This is a genomic window from Brucella sp. BE17, from assembly GCF_039545455.1.
Lineage (GTDB): Bacteria > Pseudomonadota > Alphaproteobacteria > Rhizobiales > Rhizobiaceae > Brucella.
Genome location: NZ_CP154468.1, coordinates 777411 through 801045, shown reverse-complemented (window position 1 = coordinate 801045; position 23635 = coordinate 777411). Strand labels below are relative to the sequence as shown.

Genomic DNA, 23635 nt, shown 5'->3' with positions numbered 1-23635 from the left:
AATGGAGTGCCTCTGTCAATGGGACATTTGCGCTCATATTGTGAATATCATCTTTCATTGCAGAAAAAAGACTGGTTTCCTTGGCAAGGAATAACCAGCATTCTAAAATCAGTGAACCTTCTGCGAAAAAAACTGATTTTTTTGGGAACCATATCGACATGTTTGCATTTATTTTTATGCAGGCCGTCGCACAATCCACGCGACGGCCTCATTTTTATGATGAATGATAATGGAGGTTTCGACCCTTTTCATGTGTGGAATTTGCGGAGAAGTCAGGTTCGATGGCGGTTCGCCGTCGGTTGCGGCAGTCTCGAAAATGGCAGATGTGCTCAGCCCCCGTGGGCCGGACGCATCTGGGATAGTGATAAGAGACAATATTGGTTTCGGACACCGACGATTGAGAATCCTTGATCTTTCCGAAAAATCACAGCAGCCGATGATTGATTCCGATCTTGGCCTGACACTGGTGTTCAACGGCTGCATCTATAATTTCCGTGAGTTGCGCGCTGAACTTGAGACCAAGGGCTATAAGTTCTTTTCCGATGGCGACACAGAAGTCATTCTCAAGGCATGGCATGCGTGGGGCGAAGACTGTGTAAAGCGTTTCCTCGGCATGTTCGCCTTTGCCCTTCATGAACGCGAAACGGGCAGGCTTGTGCTCGTACGCGACCGTTTCGGTATCAAGCCGCTTTATCTGGCTGATACGAATGGCGCTTTGCGCTTTGCCTCGGCGCTGCCGGCGCTGATCAAGGCGGGCGGTGTGGATACGTCCATAGACCGTGCGGCACTGCATAATTACATGAGTTTCCACGCCGTCGTGCCTCCGCCGCGCACTATATATAATGGTGTGCGCAAACTGCCACCCGCAACCATACGCATCTATGAGGCCAATGGCAGCTTCAGGGATAATATCTATTGGCAGGCGCGGTATCAACGACTTGCGGGGGATGGCGCGATGAGCCGTGAGGACTGGCAGGACCAGCTTCTCGACATGCTGCGCGTTGCAGTCAAGCGCCGGATGATTGCCGATGTGCCGGTGGGTGTGCTTTTATCGGGTGGTGTCGATTCGAGCCTCATCGTTGGCCTTCTGGCCGAAGCGGGGCAGGCTGGTCTCATGAGTTTTTCTGTCGGCTTCGAAGAGGCCAATGGCGAGAAAGGCGACGAATTCGTCTATTCCGACTTGATCGCAAAACATTACGGCACCGAGCATCACAAGATTTTCGTGCCGTCATCCGACCTTATGGATGCGCTGCCCGGCACCATCGCCGCGATGTCCGAACCGATGGTCTCCTATGACAATGTCGGTTTCTATCTTTTATCGAAAGAGGTTTCGAAGCATATCAAGGTGGTGCAGTCGGGTCAGGGCGCAGATGAGGTCTTTGCGGGCTATCACTGGTATCCACCGCTGGTCGATTCCAACGACGTCGTCGGCGATTACGCGAGGGGTTTCCGCGACCGTTCACACCAAGTGCTGGCAACGCAGCTTGCTCCGCAATGGATGCCCGAGCGCGATTACAGTCAGGCGCTGCTCGAAGATTATCTGTTGCAAGACGGCGCAGATACACCCGTAGACCGCGCCTTGCGGCTTGATACCAATGTCATGCTGGTGGATGATCCCGTCAAGCGTGTCGACAACATGACCATGGCATGGGGGCTGGAGGCACGTGTGCCATTCCTTGATCACGAACTGGTCGAACTTGCCGCACGCATTCCGCCGGAAGAAAAGCTGCGTAATGGCGGCAAAGGCATATTGAAGGATGTAGCGCGAAAAATCATTCCAAGCGAAGTCATCGATCGCAAAAAGGGCTATTTCCCGGTGCCGCAGCTCAAATATATTGCCGGGCCTTATCTCGATATGCTGCGCGATGCGCTCTCCTCGCAAAAAGCGCGTGAGCGCGGTCTTTTTCAGCGCGATTATCTGGATCAATTGTTCGCTAATCCCTCCGATCATATCACGCCGCTGCGCGGGTCGGAATTGTGGCAGGCGGGCCTTCTTGAAATGTGGCTCCAGACTCAGGAGGCATGACATGCATAAACGCGGTGAGGTAAATATGACGCGGCAAAAGACCAAGGGTACGAGGGCCTTTTCGCACCGTCTGACGCGCCTGCGTAACCCCGAAAGCGCAGGCTTTCATCAGGAGCAGGACAATATCGAGCGCAAAACCAATGTGGCGCTCGATTGCGGTTGGGGGCGGCTACTATTTGCGCAGACTTTTGAAAGCAATGAAGCAATTATCGAGGCGTTGCGTGCCGAAGCCCCCGCAAGCCGGGATATTTTGTTCTATGCCAGCGACCCGCATGTGCTCTTGTCGATGGCGCCGCACGAAATATTCCTCGATCCCTCACACACCTATCGGCTGGAACTTGCAACCTATCGCCCCGGCGGTCGGCGCATACGCGGTGTAACCATTCGCCGCGCCGCTTCTGAAGCGGATGCCGAAGGCATTAACGGTGTCTATGCCGCCTGCGGTATGGTGCAGTTGCGGCCCGATTTCTTCTCGGAGGATCGCGACAATCGCGCCGTCACTTATTTCGTGGCACAGGACGACGCCACCGGCGAAGTGATCGGCACAGTGACCGGGCTTAATCATCGGCGCCTGTTCGGCGACGCCGATCAAGGTGCCTCACTCTGGTGTCTGGCGGTTCACCCGCAAGCCCGCCAGCCCGGTATCGGCGAAAAGCTGGTGCGCAAACTTGCCGAGCATTTTCAGGCACGGGGTTTGAGCCATGTCGATCTGTCGGTGCTGCATGACAATGACAATGCCATCAGGCTTTATGAAAAGCTGAAATTTCGCCGCGTTCCGCTATTCGCGATCAAATGTAAGAACGCGATCAATGAAAAGTTTTTCGCCTCACCATTGCAATCGGTCGATGAACTTAATCCCTATGCCCGCATAATCGTAGACGAAGCCATGCGCCGTGGCGTGCAGGTAGACGTGACCGACGCTGAAGGCGGTTTTTTTCGTCTTTCCTATGCCGGACGTTCTGTACATTGCCGTGAAAGCCTGTCGGAAATGACTTCAGGTGTTGCCATGTCGATCTGCGATGACAAGGCGGTGACGCGTCGCGTCGTGGAAAAGGCTGGTCTCGTCGTACCGCAACAGATTTCCGCCGATGCGGACGAAAGTGCCTTGCAGGATTTTCTCGAAAGCCACGGCAAACTGGTGGTGAAACCGGCACGTGGCGAGCAGGGGCGGGGAATTTCTGTGGGCATCACCACGATGAAGGATCTGCGCGCCGCAATCAAACGTGCGAAAACGGTTTGCGACCGAGTGCTTCTGGAAGCCTGCTTTGACGGCGAGGACCTGCGGCTGGTGATCATCGATTACAAGCTGGTGGCTGCCGCCGTCCGCCGTCCGCCGCGTGTGGTCGGAGATGGGCGTACAACAATCCGCAAGCTGATCGAACGGCAATCGCGCCGCCGTCTGGCAGCAACGGGCGGCGAAAGCCGCATACCCATCGACGATGAAACCAGACGATGCCTTGAGGGGCAGGGATTGGCGCTTGAAGACGTGCTTGCCGACCACCGTGAAATTACGGTGCGCAAGGCTGCCAATCTTCACACCGGCGGCACCATCCACGATGTGACGGCGAGTGTGCATGAAACTTTGGTCGAGGCGGCGTGCAAGGCGGCACGCGCTATCCATATTCCGGTGGTCGGCATCGATTTCATGGTCAAAGACCCGGAAGAGCCGGACTATATCTTTGTGGAAGCCAATGAGCGCCCGGGCCTTGCCAATCACGAACCTCGCCCGACTGCGGCGCGCTTCGTTGAATGCTTGTTTCCGCAACTGGGTTCATATGCGGGGTAGGGCTGGATCATGCATGGTTTGATTTCCATTAATCAGGATTATCTCATCGAGCGGCTTAAAGCCCTGCTTGCGATACCAAGCCCGACAGGCTTCACCGATGAAGTGGTGCACTATGTTGCCCATGAGCTCGAAGCGCTTGGCCTTGATGTGATGCTGACGCGGCGCGGTGCGATCCGCGCACGACGATCGGGCCTCTCCGAGCGCCCGGCGCGCGGCATCGTCTCGCATGTCGACACATTGGGCGCGCAGGTCAAATATCTCAAAGACAACGGGCGGCTTGAACTGGTTTCGATTGGCAACTGGTCGGCGCGTTTTGCTGAGGGCGCACGCGTGTCTATTTTCTCGTCCAGGGGCATTTATCGAGGCTCGATCCTGCCATTGAAAGCATCCGGCCACACCTTCAATGATGAGGTCGATACACAGCCCGTTGGATGGCGGCACGTCGAACTGCGCGTTGATGCGCTTGCCCGCAACAAGGATGATCTTGTCCAGCTTGGCATTGATGTCGGTGATATCGTCGCGGTCGATCCGACACCTGAATTCATCGATAATGGCTTCATCATCTCGCGCCATCTCGACGACAAGGCGGGCGTTGCCATTATGCTTGCAGCGCTTGAAGCCATGCAGAGGGTGAATGCTCAAACGCCGGTCGATACCTACTGGTTGTTTACGATCGGTGAGGAAGTGGGGGTTGGTGCCTCGGCGGTTGTGGTACCTGACATGGCCTCGCTGGTCGCCATCGATAATGGCACCAGTGCTGACGGGCAAAATTCGTCGGAGTTTGGCGTCACCCTAGCCATGGCCGATCAGACCGGCCCGTTCGATTATCACCTGACAAAGAAACTGTTCGATCTCTGCCTGGAAAACGATATTCCGGTGCAGAAGGATGTTTTTCGCTATTATCGCTCCGATGCCGCATCGGCGGTCGTGGCGGGACATGATGTGCGCACAGCGCTTCTGGCCTTCGGTGTCGATGCATCGCACGGCTATGAGCGCATTCACTCAAGCGCGCTGACTTCCATTGCATCTCTTGCCGTTCATTATGCGATGAGCCCCGTCGAGATCAAACGCGACGCGGAAGAAACCGCACCTGGTCTCAAGGGTTTCACGCACCAAAAGTCGACACAGGCCGAACAGGTTTTGCGGCCCGGGGACGGGCCGACCGATTAGGCTTAGGCGACTGCATCCAGTCCCTTTTCGCGCAGCATGTCTAGTTGGGACATTTCGGCTTGGTTCAGCGAAATGCCTTTGGCAAGTGATACGCTGCGCGCCGCGAACCGACGCTGTGAGGGAAGGCGAGCACCCTGTCCAACAATGGCTTCGATCAATGCTTCGCCATGCTGGAGTGGATTGCCACGTCCGCCCGCCATACGCGCGGGATCGAAGGCGATGATCAACTCGCCATGGCGGGGCGCAATGGTGGTGGTTCCCAAAAATTCGAGCGCTTCGGGACTGTTGAAATCGCCGATCATAGAACCAGCCAGCAGTTCGATCATCGTTGAAATGGCTGAGCCCTTATGGCCGCCGAATGGAAGCATCGCGCCTTCGAGCGCTGCTTCAGGATCGGTGGTGGGGTTGCCATCCGCGTCGATCGCCCAGCCTTCCGGCAGAGGCTTTCCAGCACGACGGTAGAGTTCGAGTTCGCCGCGCGCTGCAACGCTGGTTGCAAAATCGAAGACATAGGGATTTTCACCGGGGCGCGGCCAGCCAAACGCAAAAGGATTGGTGCCGAGCAGCGGTTTTGTGCCGCCTGCAGGCGCGACCGTGGCATAGCTTGGGCACATGGCAATGGCAGACAGGCCTGATTGCGCCAGCACTTCAACCTCGGGCCACAACGCTGCAAAATGCGTGCAATCATTGATGACGAGGGCGGCGAGCCCAAGTTGGCGGGTACGTTCCACAAGGGCCGGTGTTCCGGTTTCAAAGGCCAAATTGGCAAAGCCACCCTTGGCGTCGACGCGCACGACCGCGCTTTCATCCACTGTCAACATCGGCACGGCGTCGGGCACGACCTTGCCGCTCTTAATGGTGCGCAGGCATCCCTCGATGCGGTATACGCCATGCGATTTGCAGCCGTCCCGTTCTGCCGCAACGATTGTACGGGCAACCGATTGGGCATGGGCTTCACTCAACCCGGCTTTGCGGAAGATATCGCTGGCAAGTTCAAAGAGATGATCGACCGTTAGCAGGATGGCTTCGCTCATGATGATATCCTTTCATGCCAGAAAATTCTTGATTTCGTTTATTCGTGCATATGCGTTGCATACACGAAAGTCATCCGAAATTACAAAAATGCCAGCACAAAGCATGAAGAACACCGGGAGAGGAAAAAGTGGTTTTTTTAAAAATATCAATTATACTCAAAAACGCTTCGGCCCTTTCATATCAGACCGAAGCGCGCTATTTAATTCTAATGTATTCGCATTTGATTGATGTGCTCATTGCCTGTCAAATCCGACCTTTTTCAACAAAGGTGAGGCCGAGAATAATTGCAGGCATGAAAGCGATCAGGGCATAGCCTGCCCATTGGAGCCACTCCATTGTGCACCCTTTCCGTTTTAGATTGTAAATAAATGCGTCGGAAAACGAAGCGGAACGATCCGCTTTACATCCACCAGAAGGTGAGAGCCGCGCCGATGACGAATGTGGCGGCAAAAGCGCTTTCCAATTTATAGTACCAGAGCATGACAGCCTCCGTTATGGTTAACGAACGTTAAATAAACGCGGCTCATGCAATTTGGTTCAATCCGGTTTTGAAAGAATTTCCGGCAATTGTTTGAAAGCCAGACATGCACACGAGCGTAGACGCTGCTGCGCCCGTGTGCAGGAAACATGTACGGAAACGAATTAACGTGCGTTATATTTAGCATCGACTGCGTTAATGGCGTCTACATTGCCAGTCGAACGGCCCTTTTCATCAAATGTCCGCGCGAGGAAGGCATCAGCAATTGTCTTGGCGACTTCCGAACCGATCACGCGTGCGCCCATGGTGATGATCTGGGCATTGTTAGACAGTGCTGCACGTTCTGCCGAATAGGTATCATGGGTCAATGCAGCGCGAATGCCGGGAACCTTGTTGGCAGCAATGCAAACGCCGATACCGGTGCCGCAAACCAGAATAGCGCGGTCATAGGTGCCATCAAGAACGGCGGAGGCAACCCGATCGGAAAGGTTGGCATAAAATGCATCCGGTCCGGCGTCCGTGTGCGAGATTTCAGAAACCTCAAAACGATCCTTGAGATAATCGGCCAGAATTTTTGAGAGGCCTTCACCGGCGCTGTCGCCCGCTACTGCAATTTTCATGATTCTACTCCTTGTTGGCGGATTTGGGATTTATTGTATCTTGCGCGCACATTTGTCGAGGCTATCAAGATAGCCTTCCACCTTCCAGATAGAGCGGCCAATCAACAGGCCCTTGAGATAAGGGCAGGCGATTGGGTCTTTGCCGAAAGCCGCCCTGCTACGGCATCTGCAGCGCTCGCATGCACTTTATGTGAAGTAAAATAATCTGCGATGCCCCGCTTTGCATGAGCAAAGCGGGACAGTTTGTCATGTTTCATCAGCCCAGCGTAGCACGTAGAGCCTTGGCTGCAGCCACCATATTGACAAGAGCAGGGCGGACTTCATCCCATTTGCGCGTTTTCAAGCCACAATCTGGATTAACCCAAATCTGGTTATCGGAAAGCCTCTTGCGGGCCAGTGATAAAAGATCGGTCATCTCGCTTACGTCCGGTACGCGTGGCGAATGAATGTCATAGACGCCGGGCCCGATCTCGTTTGGATACTTGAACGCGTTGAATGCATCAAGCAGTTCCATGCGTGAGCGCGAGGTCTCAATGGAAATCACATCCGCATCCATGGCCGCAATCGCGTCGATGATGTCGTTGAATTCCGAATAGCACATATGGGTGTGGATCTGGGTTTGATCGACCACGCCGCTTGAACAGATACGGAAAGATTCAACCGCCCAGTCGAGATAGGTCTTCCATTCCGACCGCCGCAAGGGCAGGCCTTCCCGCAAGGCCGCCTCGTCGATCTGGATCATTGCCGCCCCCGCTTTTTCCAGATCGCTGACCTCGTCGTGGATGGCGAGCGCAATCTGGCGGCAGGTGGCAGCACGAGGAATATCGTCGCGGACGAATGACCAGTTCAGGATTGTGACCGGCCCGGTCAGCATGCCTTTGACGGGACGGGCGGTCAGAGACTGGGCATAGCGCCACCAGCCGACCGTCATCGGTTGAGGCCGAGAAACATCGCCGAAAATGATCGGTGGGCGCACATAGCGCGAGCCGTAGCTCTGCACCCAGGCATGTTTGGTAAAGGCGAAGCCGGAGAGTTTCTCCCCGAAATATTGCACCATGTCGTTGCGCTCGAATTCACCATGCACGAGCACATCAAGACCGATTTCTTCCTGCCAGCGGATGGCTGCTTCGGTTTCGGTGCGGAGGAAGGCCTCGTAATCACTGTCGCCGAGCTCACCCCTGTTATGGGCGGCGCGTGCCTTGCGAACTTCAGGCGTCTGCGGAAAGGAGCCGATGGTGGTAGTCGGAAAACGCGGCAGGCCGAGTTTTTCGCTTTGAAGTCTCTGGCGCTCGGCAAAAGCGCCAGTGCGGCGCAGCATGGATTGATCGATGGAGCCGATGCGCTTTTCGACATTCTTGTCGTGCACCTTTGTGGACGCTTTTCGTGCGACGATGGCCTCGCTTGCAATTTCCAGTTGCGGCAGCACGGTGTTTTTTCCCGACGCCAGCGCCTTGCCAAGAACGGTCAGTTCATCGATCTTCTGCTTGGCGAAGGCAAGCCAGCTTTTTAAATCCGCGTCGAGCGCATCTTCGAGATCCAGATCAATCGGCACATGCAGAAGCGAGCAGGATGGCGCAATCTCGATTGCATGGGAACCGCGCTGCTCGAAGATCGGCTTTATCCGGTCGATGATCGAAACGAGATCGGAGCGCCAAATATTGCGTCCGTCGATAACGCCAAGTGACAAAACCTGTTCAGGACTTATCTTTGCAGCGATGTCTGCAAGCTGTTCCGGCGCACGGACCAGATCGACATGCAGTCCTGCTACGGGCAGTAACAGGGCCGTATCGAGATTGTTGCCAAGCGCGCCGAAATAGGTCGTCAACATGATTTTTGGGTGGGCGTCAGATGCCAGGTGCCTGTATGCGAGTTCATAGGCCGCCAGTTCGTTGGGGATCAAGTCCAGAACAAGTGCGGGTTCGTCGATCTGCACCCAGTCTGCGCCAGCGCCTGCCAGCTTTTGCAGAATTTGCACATAGACCGGCAACAGTTTCGGCAACAGCGTAAGCGGGTTGGAGCCCGGCGTCGTCGGTTTGGCGAGTTTCAGCAATGTCACAGGGCCAAGTAGAACAGGGCGCGTATGGACACCTAGCGCCTTGGCTTCCAGAAAATGATCTAGAATTTTGGTGCTTGAGAGCGCGAACTCCTGATCGTCTGCCAGTTCCGGCACCAAATAATGATAATTTGTGTCGAACCATTTGGTCATTTCCATTGCGGTCACACCTGAAGAGCTGTGCTCGTGATGGTTATGGCCGCAGGATGGAGCTTCACCTTCGAGCCCACGTGCCATGGCAAAATAAGTGTCGAGTGAGACCTCTCCGCCGGTCCAGCCATAACGGGATGGAATGGCACCCACCATGGCGACCGTATCGAGCACATGGTCATAGAGCGAGAAATCATTCGATGGAATTTTTGTGATACCGCTTTGTTTCTGCTCGAGCCAGTTGGCGGCTCTGAGCGCTTTTGCCGTATCCAGGAGCTGCGATGCGTCGCTCTTGCCCGACCAGTAGGATTCAAGCGCGAATTTAAGTTCGCGATGGCGGCCGATGCGCGGCACGCCCAGCGTGGCGGTAGCGATGGTGGCGTTTGACATGACTGTTTACCCCGATTCAGGTTGGGGCAGGGGCTTTAGGATGCGTGCAACGCAAAACCGCCCGCTGAAGCGCGGTTGCTGCGACACATCGGGACACCCCGCCCGTGGACGTTACTGCATCATGGCAGGTCTCCTGGCTTGCGGGTCAAAGCCTTCATTCGCCTTCCCGGAATACGCATTCCAGTGACTTGAAATGAATGTCGGCTCGCCGCTTACAGTTGCGGGGGCAGCTCCGGACCTGTGTTTAATATAAATACCTAACGCACCGGATTCCCTCTTAGCCTCGCCACCCGATTGGCGGCGAGGACCACGATTACTTTAGTGTGAGCGAGAACTGATGTCGTGTCAATATCATATAAAGAAATCTTTATATCTTTAAATGTTAAAGTGATTTGCGCAGCGAGGGAAAGGTCAAATCGTTTGAATTTTATTTTCTGTAACAATGGACTCATCGAAAACCTGGACTTTCGGGAAAGTTTTTTTGGTTAATTAGTGATTATTATAGCTCAGTGTTTTCAATCTATTGGCCCTCTCAGGCATAGAACTCACCCTTATGTGCTCGCGTTTTGTATTGACTATTAATACTGTGTTAAGCACACTTTGTTGCAATATGTTACAGCGCGTTATCGCAGTGGCTTGAGCGAGGTGATCAATTGAAGCAAATACGGCAGACAGATCGGCATACCCTGCAGACAGGGGAACGGTCTGCCATGGCTTCAATGACATCCTTCTGGGGGCTGATGCGCGCCTACTGGGTTTCGGACCGCTGGAAAGAAGCCTGGGCGCTAACCATCGCGATCTTTGTTTTGACAGCAATCGTCAGCAAGACGACGGTCTGGGTGGCCGAGGCCTCCGGCCTGATGATGAACTCCATCGTTAACGTCAACACGGCTCCGGTGCAGCATCCGCTTCTGGCTATTGCAGCCAACGCTGGCATTCTCATTGCACTGATGCTTGCCAAGGACGTGATGCTCGTCGGCTCGCGGCATTTTCTGTCGACGACCTTGCATCGCAAATGGCGCAAATGGCTCAACGACCAGTTCTCGAGCGCGATGCTGAACGGACGCCACGCGCATTTCCATTTGCAGCAGGGCCGCGGCAAGGATCATATCGATAATGTCGATCAGCGCCTGCAGGAATCGGTCAAGGGCATGACTGGTGGTGCCATTGGTCTGGTGACAGGAATTGTTGGTGTTCTGATGTCCGGCTTTTTTGTTGGGCAAAAACTCATTGAAATGTCAACCGAGGTTCAGGGGCTGGAACTGTTCGGTGCCTATGGCGGCGCGTTTCTCGCTTTTGCGGCCATCGTGCTTTATGTACCGCTCGGCACGCTGATAGCTGTCTTGATTGGTCGCCGTCTTGAGCGGCTGAACCTGCGCATGCAGCAGGCGGAAGGCTCCTACCGTGGAGAATGGACCACGCTTCTGCGTCGCAGCTTCCAGATTTCCGCGTCCAAAGGCGAACCCGTTCAGCAATCGGTGAACAACCGTCTTTACACGGATGTCGATCAAACGTGGCATAAGCTCAACCGCTTCGATGCGAGTTATCTGGCCTTTTCGCAGGCCTATGGCTTTCTCTCCAACCGTATTATCGCCTATATACCGGGCCTGCTTCCCTATATGAGTGGTGCCGTGAATTTTCGTAATTATGTGACGGGCGCTGAGCTGGTCGCGGCCATGATCAATGACTGCTCATGGTTCATTCAGGTTATGCCGGCCATCGCCAATTTGCGCGCCAATGCAGGTCGCGTTACCGGCCTTGCGCAATCGATTGAAAATGTGAGCGATCCGGCACAATTTTATGCCCGCTCCGGCATCAACCGCTTTGCCTTTGCTACGCAGCATCCGCGTTTCGGGCTGTCGGTCCGCAATCTGGCGCTCATGCAGGGGCCTGACACCGAAACGCCGTTCCTGCGCTCGGGGGTGATCAATATTCGTGCGGGGGATTGGGTCTATATGCGCGGTGAATCCGGCTCGGGCAAAACCTCATTTATCAAGGCGCTGAATGGTCTCTGGTCTTACGGTGCAGGCGAAATCATCTTCCCGCAAAACGCCTCCGTGCTCTATGCGACACAGGAAGCCAAATTTCCTTCGGTCTCGTTGAAAAAGCTTGTCGGACTGCCGGGAGATGCCGATAATTTTAGCGATCTTGCCGTTGCGGCCGTCTTGCATGAAGCGGGGCTCGGTGAATTTATCGAGCGCATGAACGAGGCAGATGCGGACGGTTCGCCATGGGATATGGTGCTTTCAGGCGGGCAGAAGCAGAAGCTCGTGCTGGCGCGTATCCTTCTTCATAAGCCATCGGTCATCTTCCTTGACGAAGCCACCGGTGCACTCGATCCGGCTGCCAAGATGCGCTTTCATGAAGCTTTGAAAAGCCGTTGCCCGCAGGCAATCGTCATCAGCATCATGCATGAGGACAAGCTTCCGCTTCTCGAAAACGGTGCGCAGGTTTATTCGCACGTGCTGGATATCCGCAACGGTTACATTTCGCTGCGTCCGGTACAGTTCGATATGCCGTACGAGATAGCAACCGGCGCGCAAGGCGATTTACCCCTCATTGCCGCCGAATAGTCCGGGATCAAACTTAATTATCCTGTCTGCTCGTGTGCCACCATTGCATGGAGCCTGATGATGAGCCTAAACGCTCTTATGTAAGCATCAAATCGCTCCAGCACACTTGCCGCACCAGTGCTGATCGGTTAGGAAACGGGCAATTCGGATTGCTGGCCTCTTCAGCATCCATGGATAATCAGCAATCAGGCAGGAAAAATGGCCGATAAAGCGGACAAGATGAAAGCGCGTTTGCCGCGCGGGTTTGTCGACCGGGTTCCGGATGATTTGCGCGCCGCCGAAAAAATGATGGCGACCATCCGCGAAGTCTATGACCTTTATGGTTTCGAGCCGGTGGAAACACCGCTTATCGAATACACCGATGCGCTTGGCAAATTTCTGCCCGATCAGGACCGGCCCAATGAGGGCGTGTTCTCATTCCAGGATGATGACGAGCAATGGCTGTCGCTGCGCTACGATCTGACGGCTCCACTGGCGCGCTACTTTGCCGAAAATTTCGAGAGCCTGCCGAAGCCTTACCGCAGCTATCGCAACGGCTGGGTTTTCCGCAATGAAAAACCGGGCCCGGGCCGTTTCCGCCAGTTCATGCAGTTCGATGCCGATACGGTCGGCGCACCCAATGTCTCGGCAGATGCCGAAATGTGCATGATGATGGCCGATACGATGGAGCGTCTGGGTATTCAGCGCGGCGATTATGTGATCCGCGTCAACAACCGCAAGGTGCTCGACGGCGTGCTCGATGCAATCGGCCTCGAAGGCGAGGGCAATGCCGCAAAGCGGCTCAATGTGCTGCGCGCTATCGACAAGCTCGACAAGTTTGGCCAGGAAGGCGTCCGCCTTCTCTTGGGCAAGGGCCGACTTGATGAGAGCGGCGACTTTACCAAGGGTGCAGAATTGCCTGATCAGGCAATCGAAAAGATTTTGGCTTTCACCGCTGCGGGCGGAGCATCCGGGGCTGAAACCATCGCCAACCTGCAATTGGTCGTAGCCGGCAATGCCAAGGGTGAGGAAGGCGTGCGTGAGCTTTCCGACATGCAGGCGCTGTTTTTGGCGGGCGGCTATGAGGGCCGTGTCAAAATCGATCCATCGGTTGTGCGTGGACTTGAATATTATACCGGCCCGGTTTTTGAGGCCGAGCTCTTGTTCGACGTTACCAATGAGGATGGCCAGAAGGTGGTGTTCGGTTCTGTCGGCGGCGGTGGTCGTTATGACGGTCTGGTGTCGCGCTTCCGTGGCGAGCCGGTACCTGCGACCGGCTTTTCGATCGGCGTTTCTCGTTTGATGACGGCGCTCAAAAACCTCGGCAAGCTCGATGTTTCCGATAATATCGGCCCGGTCGTGGTGCTGGTCATGGACAAGGATACCGAAAGCCTTGGCCGCTATCAGAAAATGGTCTCTGATCTCAGGCAGGCTGGCATCCGCGCTGAAATGTATGTGGGTGGTTCAGGCATGAAGGCGCAGATGAAATATGCCGACCGCCGCAATGCGCCTTGTGCCATTATTCAGGGCTCGCAGGAGCGCGAGGCCGGTGAAGTCCAGATCAAGGATTTGATCGAGGGTAAGCGCCTGTCGGCAGAGATCGAGGATAATGTGACCTGGCGCGAAAGCCGCCCGGCGCAGATCACGGTCAGTGAAAGCGGCCTTGTCGACGCGGTTCGCGAAATCCTTGCCAGTCAGGCGCAGGATAGCGCTCAAGCCAAAAAGTGATTGCCTCTATGATCGCAACACGCCCATCGACGGTTTTCAATGCGCTTCGCGGAACACTTGATGCGTGTGAGGCGGAACTGGTCGATATTCCGCTGATCCAGCCTGCCGATCCGTTTCTGGATATGGCGGGCGAGGATTTGCGCCGCCGGATTTTTCTGACCGAAAACGAGAATGGCGATAGCCTGTGTCTGAGACCGGAATTCACCATTCCCGTGTGCCGCAACCATATTGCGCTGAACGCTGCCACGCCAAAGCGCTATGCCTATCTTGGCGAGGTGTTTCGCCAACGCCGCGATGGTGCCGCCGAATTTCTTCAGGCCGGTATCGAGGATCTGGGCGCGCCTGATGAAGCATCATCGGACGCGCGCTCTATCGCTGATGCGCTGGCTTGCGTGCATTCGGTCGCCCCGGGCGCAAAGCTTGAAATCGTGCTGGGCGACCAATCGGTGTTTGCCGGCGTTCTCAAGGCGCTGGGCCTGCCGCAGGGCTGGCGCAAGAAGCTGTTGCGCGCCTTTGGCGATGCGCATTCCATGGAAGCGGCATTGAATGAGCTGACCGGCGCACAGCGGCGCGATCCATTGCCCGAAAAGCTCGGCCTTCTGGTCAGTGAAGGCGATGAGGCGGGACTGGCACGGCTTCTTGAAATTGAAATGCTCGAAGCAGGCATATCGCCCGGAGCAGGGCGCACGCCCGCAGAAATCGCGCGGCGTCTGATCGAGAAGGAAGATCTGGCGGTCACGCGCTTTCCGTCATCAGCCCTTGATGTGCTGCGCCAGTTTCTTGAAACGCGTGTAACGCTTGATTCAGCAGCGATCACGCTTAGGGCTTTTGCAGCTGATAATGCGCTTGATCTCAATGCCGTCTTGCAGAAATTCGAGGCGCGCAAGAATGCCATTGCCGATGCGGGTATTGCGACTGGCGACCTTATTTATGATGCGTCTTTCGGACGACCACTCGATTATTATACTGGTCTTGTCTATGAAATCCGCAACCCGCAAGCGCAAAAAGATACGGTTCTGGCCGGTGGTGGCCGTTACGACCGTCTTTTGACCATGCTGGGTGCCTCCGAGCCTATTCCGGGTGTTGGCTTTTCCATCTGGCTTGATCGCTTGCAGATCCTGGCGGGAGAAACATCATGAGCGTGACGCTGGCACTCCCTTCCAAGGGACGTTTGAAGGAGCAGACGCTCGCCGTTCTGGAAAAGGCCGGATACAAGGTGATCCTGCCGGAAGATAATCGCAATTACCGCGCACGGGTCGAGGGCGATGACCATCTTGATATTCTGTTTCTGTCAGCGTCCGAGATCGCACGCGAGCTGGGCTACGGCAGTGTCGATCTGGGTGTGACGGGCGAAGATCTGGTGCGCGAAACGCTGGCGCATGCCGATGAACGCGTGGCAATTGAAGCTGAACTGGGGTTCGGCCAAGCGGATGTGGTGGTGGCTGTGCCGGACGTCTGGCGTGATGTCACGACCATGGCTGATCTCGATGATGTGGCGGCGGATTTTCGTCAGCGCCACGGTCGCCGTTTGCGGATTGCCACCAAATACTGGCGGCTGACGCAGCAGTTTTTCTCGCAAAAGCACGGCATACAGGTCTATCGCATTGTCGAAAGTCTGGGTGCTACCGAGGGAGCGCCTGCTGCGGGTTCCGCAGACATGATCGTGGATATTACCTCGACAGGCTCGACGCTTCATGCCAATCATCTCAAAGTTCTGGAAGATGGCATCATCCTGCGCTCGCAGGCCTGTCTTGTCTGCGCAAAATCAAGCCGTGGTAAGCCGGGTGTTTCTGAGATTGCCGCACGTATCCGCGAGAGCCTCACAAAGTGAGACGGCCAGTCTGTTAGCCAACCACGATGCTGCACTTATAGGAAATGCATTCATCCAATATCTCTGCCAGCAGTGACATGATGAAATAGGGTTTCTTGATTAACTGAGCAATTTTCAAAACATAACTATCGATGGATTGAATAAAAGCGAACCTGACCAACATCGCCAGTTTTAATCCATGCTGTGCAACCAATAAAAAAAGCTGCGCTTTATAGCGCAGCTTTTTCAATAAGTTAAAAAGAATTCCAATCTGCATTAGTCAATTGCCTGTAAGATCAGGCTTAAAATTACAGGTGATTGGACGCCAATCTGTTTCAGTCAGGCACGCTTGGCATCAACAGAGATGCTGCCGGCACCATGCATGGTGAGAACGAAAAAGCCACCGGCAATGGCCATATTCTTGAAGAATGCGGTCTCATCGAAAGGTACTGCATGGCCAATAAGAGCCGCACCGATGGTGAACAGGCCGAGAAGAATGGCTGCAACGCGCGTCTTGAAGCCAATGAGAACGGCAATACCGCCGACGAATTCAATCAGGCCGACGATAACAGCCGTGACGGTGGGCAGCGGAAGGCCGAGATTTGCAAAATAACCGGCGGTGCCGGAAATTGCCGTCAGCTTGCTGAAACCCGAAGGAATAAACAGGATTGTCAGAAGAATACGGGCAACGAGTGTGACCGCACCATTGGTCGGGGCATTGATAGAGGACATGGGATATCTCCAATTGAACTGGGTTCTCCCATTAACGATTAAAATCTGTCAAGAAAAGCGACACTCTTCTCGACAGATTGTATCCAAATTACGAACAATCACTATTCAGGAGCGATCATGCGTTCTGCTTGAACAAGACGATCATAATCTTCTTCGGAGACAAGGCCGCTTTTCAGGGCTTCCTCGCGCAGGGTCGTGTCGTTCTTATGCGCAGTCTTGGCAATCTTGGCGGCGTTGTCATAGCCGATGGCCGGTGCAAGCGCGGTCACCAGCATCAGCGAACGATCCAGAAGCTCCTTGATACGGGATTGGTTCGGCTCGATCCCTTCCACACAATGATCGGCAAAGGATAACATGGCGTCGCTCAGCAGACGGATGGATTGCAGCACATTATAGGCGATGACGGGCTTGAAGACATTGAGTTCGAAATGGCCCTGGCTGGCGGCAACCGTCACGGCGGTATGATTGCCGAAAATCTGCGTTGCAACCATCGTCAGTGCCTCGGCCTGCGTCGGGTTGACCTTGCCCGGCATAATTGACGATCCGGGTTCGTTTTCCGGCAGCGACAGTTCGCCCAGCCCTGATCGCGGGCCGGAGCCGAGGAAACGAATATCGTTGGCGATTTTGAACAGATCGGCTGCCAGCGCATTGAGGCTTCCATGGAAATTGGCAATCGCACCGTGGCTTGCCAGTGCCTCGAACTTGTTGGGTGCTGTCTTGAAGGACAGGCCTGTAATGGCGCTCACCGCATCGGCAACGCCGGTATCGAAGCCTTTGGGAGCATTCAGACCGGTACCGACCGCAGTTCCACCCTGCGCAAGCAAAAATATGTCGGCGAGCGAATGTTCGATACGCTGGCGCGCATAGTCGAGTGCGACGCGGTAGCCGGAAAATTCCTGACCGAGCGTAATAGGTGTCGCGTCCTGTGTGTGGGTGCGACCGATCTTGATGATGTCTTTAAACGCTTCTTCCTTGACCTTCAGCGACCTCGTCAGATGCTCAAGAGCGGGATAAAGGCGGTTAACCGCCTCGACGGCGGTCGCGATGTGGATCGCAGTGGGAAAGCTGTCATTGGACGACTGGCTCATATTGACGTGGTCATTGGGGTGGACCGGCTTCTTGGAGCCTTTTTCCCCGCCGAGCAGCTCGATGGCACGGTTGGAGATCACTTCATTGGCGTTCATGTTCGACTGCGTGCCGGATCCCGTCTGCCAGACGACAAGCGGGAAATGGTCGTCGAGCTTGCCTTCGATGACTTCGGAAGCTGCGACAGCAATGACCTGACCCAGCACGGGATCGAGTTTGCCGAGTGCAATATTTGTTTCAGCGGCGGCACGTTTAACCACGCCCAGTGCATGCACCAGTGGCAAAGGCAGGCGCTCGCCGCCAATCTTGAAATTCTGCAAAGAGCGCTGCGTCTGCGCACCCCAGTAACGATCCGTGGGGACGTCGATCGGTCCGAAAGTATCTGTTTCGGTACGCGTGGCGGTCATGTTTTATCTCCGGCTGTCTCGTCGCTACGTGAAAATCTGCGCGGCATTGCAACCGCTGCGCAGAATGATCGCATTTGACAAAATATGATGAAACAATTCAACTTTAATCGACGCGCAGTGACCGTTGACGATCAATTATCGTCTTCGTTGTCGTCGCCGCCCTCGGTTTCCGAAACCCAAGCAACCGGCTCTATTTTGCGCTGGGTCTTGCTATCGGTAAATATCCACCAGCCGGTATCGGTCTCGTCCCATTGGCCGCCACCCGCATTCAACTGTTGCAAAGAGCGGTATTGCGCGAGCGATTCGTTGCGCTGATCGTCATCGTCGGTCCAGACAACGGTGATCTTGCGGCCATCTTTGGGGGCGGTGGCGATTGGCAGTTCCTTGCGCATGGTTTGTCCATTCTGCTTTGTTGAAATCAGGCGCGCGGGAGCGCAATGCGGTTTTCGACAATCATAGGGCGGATCACGGTAACGGCAAGTCGGAACTAGCGCTTTCAGCGTTCTGCTCCAACGTAAGAGCGCTATATAAGCGGCGTATCTCCCGGTTGAGCGCGATCATGTCATCGACTGGCATGTGCGCCTTGACAAACAAGGCTTCACCAAGGCAGCGGCTCTCTTCGCGCAGAGCACGCCCCCGTTGGGTCAATCTGACGTGCACGGTTCTCTCGTCTTCTGCGCTGCGAATCCTTTGAACCAAACCTGCTGCTTCCAGTCTTTTGACCAGAGGCGTGATCGTGCTTGGCTCCAGAGCGATACGCTGAGCGATTGTGCTGATACTGCGTCCGTCCTCTTCCCAGAGAACGTTCAACACCAGATACTGAGGGTAGGTGATGCCAAGCTCGTCAAGCAGAGGCTTGTACAAACGATTAATGGCAAGCGAAGTCGAATAAATCGAGAAACAAAGTTGGTTCTCAAGCGGGATATAACTGTCCATAGGGACTTTCTATCACAAAATTAATTATTGCGACAATCATTATGGACAATGGGCGGCGCCTATGCATTTATTAATTATCGCAATAAACATTATTGAGACAAATAGAATGAACGCTATGATGTAGGAATTTGGCTGATACGTCGCCTTCTCAAGAGGAGACGGCGATTACAGGCGGACAAACCTACATGCGCGCCGATCAATAAGAGGTAATTTGATGTTTGGAATATCGCCCCTGGGATGGCTACATACTCTGGGCAGCCTCCCGGCCATCCCCGCTGCAATCTACATGCTTGCCCGCTATGGGCGCATCGTCCCGCGCTCAAGGCCCGGTCTTATGTATTTCACCGGTATGATGTTTGGATGCATTACGGTTTTTCTGGTCGCCAAGTCACCGCTCAGCAGCATTATCGGCGCTGTAACGCTGCTTTTGCTGATCGCCGGTTACGGAGTGGAACAGGTTGCATTTCTGGGACGCGCCCGCAAATATCTTGAGACGGTTTTTCTGACTTTGAGTGTGTTTCTGTTGATGGTCCCCAGTGTCTCGGAAACTTTGCGGCGCGTGCCGGACGGACATCCAATTGCAAGCGATCCAGACTCCCCAATTTTAAAACTGGCTCTCGGTTCTCTTCTCGTTGTGCTGATTATTGGACTCCCGACGCAGATTTTTTATCTCCGTCGAGCGTCAAGACATGTTTGAACCGCGTTTTCGGCGACAGCGAGCCGGAACGGGACCCGTTCCGGCCTGACAGGGTTTAGTTGCCGCGTGCGGCTTTGAGCGCCTTGCCCCACCAGACAAGCCGATCGAGCATATTCTTGGCAGCCTCGGTGAAATGCGGGTAGGTAGACCGTGCTGGTTGTCAGTTATCTTGGTAACGGTCCCATGCGGTTCAATGCGCTGCGCCGGACCGTCAACTGTATTTCCCAAAAAATGCTGACCACCACCCAACGTAATCTGGAGCGCGGCGGCTTTCGAATAAACTTCGATGTTAATTGGAAAGGCAGACCAAAGTCTGCCTTTCCTGTTGCCCAAGACAGGACTTCCAGGGTGCGGGGGCAAACAGGAAGTCCATCTCGATAAGTGTGATTGACCACAAGTGGTTCCATCAAGTCAATCAGAAGATGCTAAATTGAAACCTAAATTCACGCAAAGCGCCCAAAAGGTAAATTTTCCATAAATCACAAATAGTTACACAATGAAAAAGGCGGCCATTGGCCGCCTTTCTCAATTTCAAGACTGTTGGATTTCTTAGAAATCCATGCCGCCACCCGCACCGCAAGGCGGTGCAGGCATTTTAACTCATGGGCGAGCTTTATGGATTTCTTAGAAATCCATGCCGCCCATGCCGCCCATGCCGCCAGGCATGCCAGCAGGAGCAGCGTCCTTCTTCGGAAGCTCTGCGATCATGGCTTCGGTGGTGATCAGGAGACCAGCAACCGATGCTGCATTCTGCAGCGCCGTGCGCACAACCTTGACCGGATCGACGACGCCAGACTTGATCAGGTCGCCATATTCGCCAGTTGCCGTGTTGTAGCCGTAGGTTTCCGAAGCGTTTTCAAGGATCTTGCCAACGATAACGGAAGCTTCTTCACCAGCATTGGTCGTGATCTGGCGAGCAGGAGTCTGCAGGGCGCGACGAACGATGTTGATTCCAGCTTCCTGATCGGCATTGATGCCCTTGGCGGAAATTTTTGCAGAAGCGCGTAGCAGAGCGGTACCACCACCTGCAACGATGCCTTCTTCAACAGCCGCGCGGGTTGCGTTCAGAGCATCGTCAACGCGATCCTTCTTTTCCTTCACTTCAACTTCCGTTGCACCGCCAACGCGGATCACGGCAACACCGCCAGCCAGCTTGGCAAGACGTTCCTGAAGCTTTTCACGATCATAGTCCGAAGTGGTTTCTTCGATCTGCTGCTTGATCTGGCCAACGCGGGCGTTGATCTCGGCCTTCTGGCCTGCACCGTCGACGATCGTGGTGTTTTCCTTGGAGATCGCAACCTTCTTGGCGCGGCCCAGCATGTCAAGCGTGACGCTTTCCAGCTTGATGCCGAGGTCTTCGGAAATGACCTGACCGCCGGTGAGGATCGCGATGTCTTCGAGCATAGCCTTGCGGCGATCGCCGAAGCCCGGAGCCTTGACTGCAGCAATTTTCAGGCCGCCACGCAGCTTGTTGACGACGAGCGTTGCAAGAGCTTCACCTTCGACGTCTTCAGCGATGATGACGAGTGGCTTGGAGGTCTGAACGACAGCTTCGAGAACCGGCAGGAGAGCCTGAAGGTTGGAAAGCTTCTTTTCGTGCAGAAGGATGTAAGCGTCTTCGAGGTCAGCAATCATCTTGTCGGGATTGGTGACGAAGTAAGGCGACAGGTAGCCACGGTCGAACTGCATGCCTTCAACGACTTCGAGTTCGGTTTCAGCGGTCTTGGCTTCTTCAACCGTGATGACGCCTTCGTTGCCGACTTTCTGCATCGCTTCAGCGATCATCTTGCCGATTTCAACTTCGCCATTGGCAGAGATGGTGCCAACCTGGGCAACTTCTTCAGACGTATTGATCTTCTTGGCGTTCTTGAGCAGCTCGGCAACAACTTCGTTGACAGCCAGATCGATACCGCGCTTGAGATCCATCGGGTTCATGCCGGCAGCAACAGCCTTGGCACCTTCCTGAACGATACCCTGAGCCAGAACGGTTGCGGTCGTGGTGCCGTCACCAGCGGTGTCGTTTGTCTTGGAAGCCACTTCGCGCAGCATCTGTGCGCCCATGTTTTCGAACTTGTCTTCCAGTTCGATTTCCTTGGCAACCGACACACCGTCCTTGGTAATGCGCGGAGCGCCGAACGACTTGTCGATAACAACGTTACGGCCTTTCGGGCCCAGCGTTACCTTTACAGCGTCAGCGAGGATATCGACGCCGCGCAGCATCTTTTCGCGCGCATTGCGACCGAATTTTACTTCTTTAGCAGCCATTTTACTCTACTCCTGGGAATATCCCGGTCAGATATTTAAATTGGTAAGCCTAAACCGGCTGATGCCGGTCCGGTGAAGTGATTAGCCGATAATGCCAAGAATATCGGATTCCTTCATGATCAGCAGGTCTTCGCCGCCGATCTTGACTTCGGTGCCCGACCACTTGCCGAACAGAACGCGATCGCCAGCCTTGACGTCGAGAGCAACAAGCTTGCCGCTCTCATCGCGAGCGCCGGAACCGGCAGCGACGATTTCGCCTTCCTGCGGCTTTTCCTTGGCGGTGTCCGGAATGATGATGCCACCGGCAGTCTTGGCTTCCGACTCAACGCGACGAACGACGACGCGGTCATGAAGCGGGCGGAACTTGATATCAGCCATGGTATGAACCCTTGGTGTTATAGACGTTGAACCCTGTGAAGCGGATCAGACTGATCCGCGCTGTTAGCACTCTCTTTGCCAGAGTGCTAACGTGGCTCTGAGATAGAATGTGACTGCGGACTTGTCAAGATTGCCTGAGGATTTTGACAGGCGGATGATGGATAATTTTCACCGCTTTGAACCTCTCGGTTTTTCAGGCCAAGGGGCGGATGTGGGGACTGGCTTTCTGGAATCAAGAGTAGGACGCACGGTCCGATGAGTATATGGTTTTCACAGTCTTAAAAGTCGGCGCTTGGGCCCAGAATTTGTCGAAATTTGCCCGACTGCAAGCAAATCGGCGTGTCATAATTACATTATAGGGCTTCGGATATTTCCATTTGGTGGCAAAATGCTCTACATGGGCGCGTACCGTCGGCAGGACACGCAGACTTGAGACTATGCAAGAGGAAGATGATGAATAAGCTTGAACGCCTTGATGAACTGACCGGCCAGTATGACGTGCTTTTCTGCGACGTCTGGGGTGTGGTGCATAATGGCGTTGCCGCTTATCCGGCAGCCGTGGAGGCCTTGAAGCGCGCGCGTGCACAGGGCGTTACGGTTATCCTCGTCACTAATTCGCCGCGTCCGCATCCGGGCGTGGAAGCACAGATGCTTCTTTTGGGCGTGCCCGAAGATGCCTATGACCGCGTTGTCACTTCCGGCGATGTGACCCGCGATCTGATCGCGGAAGGTCCGCGCAAGGTGTTCCACATTGGTAACGAGCGTGAGTTGTCGATCTATGACGGACTGGGTGTAGAATTGGTCGAGGAATTCGAAGCTGCAGGTATCGTTTGCACCGGACTTTTTGATGATGAGGTGGAAGCGCCGGAAGATTATGCCGAACTCCTGCAGCGCCTGAGGTCACGTAATCTGCCGTTCATATGTGCGAATCCCGACATTATGGTCGAGCGCGGTGCGCGCCTCATTTGGTGTGCCGGTGCTCTGGCGCGCGATTACAGCCAACTTGGCGGTCGTACGCTGATTGCCGGAAAACCACACCGCCCCATTTATGAAGCAGCCCTTGAGGCGGCAGAAGAGGTGCGTGGCGGTACAATTGACAAGAACCGTATTCTTGGGATTGGAGACGGCGTGCTCACCGATGTAAAAGGCGCTGCCGCTTTCGGTCTGGATGTGCTTTATATCTCCGGTGGCATTCATGCCGCAGACTATACGAGTGAGGGGATCGTAAATTTTGAAAAGATGAACGCTTTTCTTGAAAAACACGGGCATCGTCCTGTTGCAACCCTTCAGGCGCTCGTCTGATATTTTTGGACCACAGGCACGATCAGGCACCCAA

19 protein-coding genes, 2 pseudogenes and 1 riboswitch are annotated in these 23635 nt (G+C 54.7%); of the genes and pseudogenes, 10 read left to right on the top strand and 11 right to left on the bottom strand.

Annotated elements, in window-relative coordinates; genetic code table 11:
• Positions 1 to 250: 250 nt before the first annotated feature.
• Genes AAIB41_RS15010 through AAIB41_RS15000 form a run of 3 tightly spaced genes read left to right on the top strand, consistent with a single transcriptional unit; the run spans position 251 to position 4982 of the window.
• Positions 251 to 2026, top strand: coding sequence for an N-acetylglutaminylglutamine amidotransferase (locus tag AAIB41_RS15010; RefSeq protein ID WP_343314843.1), 1776 nt, complete (start codon positions 251 to 253; stop codon positions 2024 to 2026).
• Between the two features lies 1 nt (position 2027).
• Positions 2028 to 3812 (top strand): N-acetylglutaminylglutamine synthetase, encoded by a 1785-nt coding sequence (gene ngg / locus AAIB41_RS15005; RefSeq protein ID WP_343314842.1) that lies wholly within the window; start codon positions 2028 to 2030, stop codon positions 3810 to 3812.
• A 9-nt stretch (positions 3813 to 3821) separates the two neighbouring features.
• Positions 3822 to 4982 carry an osmoprotectant NAGGN system M42 family peptidase gene (locus AAIB41_RS15000; RefSeq protein WP_343314841.1) on the top strand — a complete coding sequence of 387 codons (1161 nt, stop codon included), beginning with the start codon at positions 3822 to 3824 and terminating at the stop codon, positions 4980 to 4982.
• Between the two features lie 2 nt (positions 4983 to 4984).
• Here the strand turns inward: AAIB41_RS15000 and AAIB41_RS14995 are convergent, their stop codons facing one another.
• The 4 genes and pseudogenes from AAIB41_RS14995 to metE all read right to left on the bottom strand — a co-directional run bounded on the left by AAIB41_RS14995 (position 4985) and on the right by metE (position 9708).
• Positions 4985 to 6016: an Ldh family oxidoreductase gene (locus AAIB41_RS14995; RefSeq protein ID WP_343314840.1), complete on the bottom strand. Its 1032-nt coding sequence runs from the start codon at positions 6014 to 6016 to the stop codon at positions 4985 to 4987.
• 643 nt (positions 6017 to 6659) lie between these two features.
• Complete coding sequence (locus AAIB41_RS14990) at positions 6660 to 7115, bottom strand: RpiB/LacA/LacB family sugar-phosphate isomerase (RefSeq protein WP_343314839.1); 456 nt, start codon at positions 7113 to 7115, stop codon at positions 6660 to 6662.
• A gap of 30 nt (positions 7116 to 7145) precedes the next feature.
• Positions 7146 to 7256 (bottom strand): annotated as a pseudogene (locus AAIB41_RS14985) (triose-phosphate isomerase); the annotation flags it as partial.
• 115 nt (positions 7257 to 7371) lie between these two features.
• Entirely contained in the window at positions 7372 to 9708 is a 2337-nt protein-coding gene (gene metE, locus AAIB41_RS14980; protein ID WP_343314838.1) for a 5-methyltetrahydropteroyltriglutamate--homocysteine S-methyltransferase, read from the bottom strand.
• A gap of 105 nt (positions 9709 to 9813) precedes the next feature.
• Positions 9814 to 10035: riboswitch (cobalamin riboswitch) on the bottom strand.
• A gap of 383 nt (positions 10036 to 10418) precedes the next feature.
• Here metE and AAIB41_RS14975 point away from each other — a divergent pair.
• The 4 genes from AAIB41_RS14975 to hisG all read left to right on the top strand — a co-directional run bounded on the left by AAIB41_RS14975 (position 10419) and on the right by hisG (position 15819).
• Entirely contained in the window at positions 10419 to 12281 is a 1863-nt protein-coding gene (locus AAIB41_RS14975; RefSeq protein WP_343314837.1) for an ABC transporter ATP-binding protein/permease, read from the top strand.
• 198 nt (positions 12282 to 12479) lie between these two features.
• Positions 12480 to 13988, top strand: a complete 1509-nt coding sequence (gene hisS, locus AAIB41_RS14970) for a histidine--tRNA ligase (protein ID WP_343314836.1) — start codon at positions 12480 to 12482, stop codon at positions 13986 to 13988.
• 8 nt (positions 13989 to 13996) lie between these two features.
• Positions 13997 to 15127 (top strand): ATP phosphoribosyltransferase regulatory subunit, encoded by a 1131-nt coding sequence (locus AAIB41_RS14965; RefSeq protein WP_343314835.1) that lies wholly within the window; start codon positions 13997 to 13999, stop codon positions 15125 to 15127.
• Positions 15124 to 15819 carry an ATP phosphoribosyltransferase gene (gene hisG, locus AAIB41_RS14960; protein WP_343314834.1) on the top strand — a complete coding sequence of 232 codons (696 nt, stop codon included), beginning with the start codon at positions 15124 to 15126 and terminating at the stop codon, positions 15817 to 15819. Before AAIB41_RS14965 ends, hisG begins: the two co-directional genes overlap by 4 nt.
• A 13-nt stretch (positions 15820 to 15832) precedes the next feature.
• Here hisG and AAIB41_RS14955 read toward each other — a convergent pair whose 3' ends face one another.
• From AAIB41_RS14955 to AAIB41_RS14935, 5 genes are all read right to left on the bottom strand, one after another.
• Positions 15833 to 16075 carry a hypothetical protein gene (locus tag AAIB41_RS14955; protein ID WP_343314833.1) on the bottom strand — a complete coding sequence of 81 codons (243 nt, stop codon included), beginning with the start codon at positions 16073 to 16075 and terminating at the stop codon, positions 15833 to 15835.
• Positions 16076 to 16137: 62 nt separating this feature from the next.
• Positions 16138 to 16530, bottom strand: a complete 393-nt coding sequence (locus AAIB41_RS14950; protein WP_343314832.1) for a DoxX family protein — start codon at positions 16528 to 16530, stop codon at positions 16138 to 16140.
• A gap of 101 nt (positions 16531 to 16631) precedes the next feature.
• Positions 16632 to 18023, bottom strand: a complete 1392-nt coding sequence (fumC, locus tag AAIB41_RS14945) for a class II fumarate hydratase (protein ID WP_343314831.1) — start codon at positions 18021 to 18023, stop codon at positions 16632 to 16634.
• Positions 18024 to 18154: 131 nt separating this feature from the next.
• Positions 18155 to 18415, bottom strand: a complete 261-nt coding sequence (locus AAIB41_RS14940; protein ID WP_343314830.1) for a hypothetical protein — start codon at positions 18413 to 18415, stop codon at positions 18155 to 18157.
• Positions 18416 to 18488: 73 nt separating this feature from the next.
• Positions 18489 to 18959, bottom strand: a complete 471-nt coding sequence (locus AAIB41_RS14935; protein WP_343314829.1) for a MarR family transcriptional regulator — start codon at positions 18957 to 18959, stop codon at positions 18489 to 18491.
• 214 nt (positions 18960 to 19173) lie between these two features.
• Between AAIB41_RS14935 and AAIB41_RS14930 the strand changes: the two genes are divergently transcribed.
• Both AAIB41_RS14930 and AAIB41_RS14925 read left to right on the top strand, forming a co-directional pair.
• Complete coding sequence (locus AAIB41_RS14930) at positions 19174 to 19656, top strand: hypothetical protein (protein ID WP_343314828.1); 483 nt, start codon at positions 19174 to 19176, stop codon at positions 19654 to 19656.
• Positions 19657 to 19803: 147 nt separating this feature from the next.
• A pseudogene (locus AAIB41_RS14925) lies at positions 19804 to 19929 on the top strand (winged helix-turn-helix transcriptional regulator); the annotation flags it as partial.
• Positions 19930 to 20280: 351 nt separating this feature from the next.
• Here AAIB41_RS14925 and groL read toward each other — a convergent pair.
• Together groL and groES are read right to left on the bottom strand one after the other, a co-directional pair.
• On the bottom strand, positions 20281 to 21921 hold the full coding sequence (gene groL / locus AAIB41_RS14920; RefSeq protein ID WP_343314827.1) for a chaperonin GroEL: 1641 nt from the start codon (positions 21919 to 21921) through the stop codon (positions 20281 to 20283).
• Between the two features lie 81 nt (positions 21922 to 22002).
• Entirely contained in the window at positions 22003 to 22299 is a 297-nt protein-coding gene (gene groES / locus AAIB41_RS14915; protein ID WP_343314826.1) for a co-chaperone GroES, read from the bottom strand.
• A gap of 453 nt (positions 22300 to 22752) precedes the next feature.
• On the opposite strand from groES, the gene AAIB41_RS14910 reads away from it, so the two are divergent.
• On the top strand, positions 22753 to 23601 hold the full coding sequence (locus AAIB41_RS14910; protein ID WP_343316092.1) for a TIGR01459 family HAD-type hydrolase: 849 nt from the start codon (positions 22753 to 22755) through the stop codon (positions 23599 to 23601).
• Positions 23602 to 23635 lie beyond the last annotated feature (34 nt).